General features: G+C 55.8%; 3 protein-coding genes. All 3 read right to left on the bottom strand.

Translation table 11 applies throughout. The features are described 5' to 3' along the window. Positions 1-55: 55 nt before the first annotated feature. On the bottom strand, positions 56-328 hold the full coding sequence (locus tag PROAA_RS12955) for an oxidative damage protection protein (RefSeq protein ID WP_186411742.1): 273 nt from the start codon (positions 326-328) through the stop codon (positions 56-58). A 78-nt stretch (positions 329-406) separates the two neighbouring features. Beyond that, complete coding sequence (gene argA / locus PROAA_RS12950; protein ID WP_186411741.1) at positions 407-1,726, bottom strand: amino-acid N-acetyltransferase; 1,320 nt, start codon at positions 1,724-1,726, stop codon at positions 407-409. A 4-nt stretch (positions 1,727-1,730) separates the two neighbouring features. Continuing rightward, positions 1,731-3,051, bottom strand: a 1,321-nt coding sequence (gene pap, locus PROAA_RS12945; protein WP_186411740.1) for a polyphosphate:AMP phosphotransferase, incomplete at its 5' end; no start/stop codon positions are given.

Genomic DNA, 3,051 nt, shown 5'->3' with positions numbered 1-3,051 from the left:
TGCCTGAACCAGTCGTAGCGTCCGAGAAAGCGCTTGACTGGTTACGGTATCTGAATCAGGAATTTGGCGGGACGTAGCCTTGCACCTGATCAACACCACTTCCGAAAAAGTGCTTCTCAATCTGCTCGGCCAGGTACTTTCGATGTGCGGCATCAGCCAAGTTCAGACGATTCTCGTTGATGATCATCGTCTGCATACGTATCCACTGCTGCCAGGCTTCCTTGGACACTTCCTCGTAAATCCGCTTGCCAAGTTCCCCCGGATAAGGCGGAAAATCAAGCGCTTCGGCCTCACGACCGAGTTTGATACAGGTAACCATTCTTGCCATGAGATTGACTCCGTAATGCGATGAACGCACATCGCTAAAAGAAGCCCTGATTATACTGCGCACGCTGACGGCAATGGCCTAGACCGGCTTGACGAATACCTTGGAGCGGCGTTGCAAATTATAGACAAGCTGCTTCTCTGCCGGCAACTGATCGACCGACTGCTCGGCAAAGCCTCTTTCCTTGAACCAGTGCGATGTCACCGTAGTCAGTACGAACAAGCGCTTGATCCCCACAGCCCTGGCGCGCGTTTCGATGCGTTTGATCAGTTGATTGCCATAACCCCAGCGACGATAGTGGGGATGTACAGCCACGCAGGCCAGTTCAGCCTGATCGTCGCCGTATGGATATAGCGCGGCACAACCCACAATCAACCCGTCGTGTTCCACCACCGAGAAACGGGTGATTTCACGTTCGAGAAGCTCACGCGAACGACGAACGAGTGCGCCGATCTCCTCCAGAGGTTCGATCAGCGCGACAAGACCACTGATGTCGTCCGGACGCGCGTCGCGGAGAATTTCGAGAGACTCGCGGGTAATGATAGTACCCACCCCGTCGCGCGAGAAGAGTTCGCGTAACAGCGTGCCGTCCTCATTGTAGTTGATCAGATGAACACGACCGACGCCGGAGCGACTGGTGCGTACTGCACAGGGCAGATATCGCTTGATATCCGGAGACAGCCAGTCACCAATCGCGATCAGGCGCTCCGCCGAGTCGGCGGTCAACTCGTCGAGCAGCTTTCCGTCACTGTCGGTCACGCCCTGACTATCGGTCAAGAAGATAAGCTTGTCTGCGGCGATGGCTTTTGCTGCGGACTCAGCCACTTCCTCCATGGCGAGATTGAATATTTCGCCCGTGGGGCTGGCGCCGAGGCACGAAAGAATCACGATATTGCCGATACCCAGTTGGGCGCGAATCCCCTCGGCATCGATCTTTCGAACGCTTCCGGCATACTGCATGTCCACACCGTCAAGCACGCCGAGCGGTTTGGCTGTAATGAAATTACCGGCAATGACGCGAATCCTGCTGTTGGCCATCGGCGTATCGGGCAAGCCCTGAGATAGCAACGCGTCAATTTCCAGGTAGACACTGCCCACCGCGTCAATCACGCATTCAAGGGTCGCCGCATCCGTGACGCGATAGCCTAAATGGGTGACCGACCGTATTCCCTTCTCGATCAACTCCTCCTCAATCTGCGGGCGGGCGCCATGCACCAGCAACAACCGCACGCCCAAGGCAGCAAGCAGATTCACGTCATAGGCCAATGTTCGAGCCAGCGGCCCGGAAATCGCCTTGCCACCAAAGGCAATAACAAAGGTTTTGCCGCGAAACAAATTTACATAGGGAGCAACCGACCTGAACAGCGATACGAAGTGGGCGGAACTCAGTTCATCATGCATGTTGTTATTTATCCTTGGATTTTTCTTTTGATTTCTCGATGTTCAAAGCGGCTTCCAGACGCTCACAAATGGTTCGCAGAATCTTGACCCGGGCGAAACTTTTATCGTTCGCCTCGATCAGCGTCCACGGCGCCGTACTGGTACTTGTCCGGTCAACCATATCGCAAACGGCAGTATGGTAGGCCTCGCTTTTTTCACGGTTGCGCCAGTCTTCTTCGGTAATCTTGAAACGCTTGAACTCGATATTCTCACGCTCCTTGAAGCGTCTGAGCTGTTCCTTGTCGCTGATTTGCAGCCAGAACTTGATGACAATCGCACCATCCTTTTGCAACTCATGCTCAAAGTCATTGATCTCCGTGTAGGCACGCAACCAGTCCGCTTCTGCGCAGAATCCTTCGACGCGCTCAACCAGCACCCGGCCGTACCAGGTCCGGTCAAAAATCGCCACGCGGCCGGTGCGTGGTATATGCCGCCAGAAACGCCACATGTAAGGCTGTGCGCGTTCCTCCTCGGTCGGTGCGGCCACCGGAATAATCTGATACTGGCGCGCATCAATTGCCGCGATGATGCGCCGGATACTGCCACCCTTGCCAGCAGCATCCGAACCCTCGAAAGCGATGATCAACGAGTGCATTTTGAATCCGGGATGACGTACCAATTCAGATAGTCTTCCCTGCCACTTGGCCAGCTGCTCTTTGTAGGCCTTGCGCTCCAATTGCTGCGTCAGGTCCAGCGCGGTCAGCACGTCGAGGGTATCGATTTTCGGGGCTAGTGGCGGGGCCACCGGGAAGTTCTGATCACGCTTGTCGGCCAGACGTTTTTGCAAAGCGTCAAGGACCACCTTGCCGACGGTCAAGGAACGATAGCGGTCATCTGTGCCCTCAATGACGATCCAGGGCGCCCATGGCGTATTGGTCATGCGCAGCACATGGCTGGCCTCTTCCTGCAACTTGTCGTAGGTTTTAAGGCGCGTCCAGCTTTCCTTGGTCACTCGCCAGGCCGTTCGCGGGTCTTTCTCGAGCGCCTTCAACCGCTGGTGCTGACCATCCTTGGAAAGGTGAAACCAGAACTTGAGCACCAGAGCACCTTCATTGACCAGCATCGCCTCGAAACGATTGATCTGATCCATTCGCTGATCGAGGTCACCTTTGTCGAGCTGATCCAGGATTCGATCCCGGATCGGATCCGAGTACCAAGACCCGGCAAATATGCCCGCGCGCCCCTTGGGTGGCAGGGCTCGCCAGTATCGCCACATATAGGGACGCTCGCGTTCTTCGTCGCTCGGCGCCGAAAAGGCGAGGGTAGACAGGTAGCGTGGGTCCATC

The organism is Candidatus Propionivibrio aalborgensis, from assembly GCF_900089945.1.
Taxonomy (GTDB): Bacteria; Pseudomonadota; Gammaproteobacteria; order Burkholderiales; family Rhodocyclaceae; genus Propionivibrio; species Propionivibrio aalborgensis.
The sequence above is the reverse complement of the archived record's forward strand: the minus strand, read 5'-3'. Positions and strand labels throughout refer to the sequence as shown.

Coding starts and splice junctions, on each gene's coding strand:
- PROAA_RS12955 (WP_186411742.1), bottom strand. CDS start 328: ATGGCAAGAATGGTTACCTGTATCAAACTCGGTCGTGAGGCCGAAGCG.
- argA (WP_186411741.1), bottom strand. CDS start 1,726: ATGCATGATGAACTGAGTTCCGCCCACTTCGTATCGCTGTTCAGGTCG.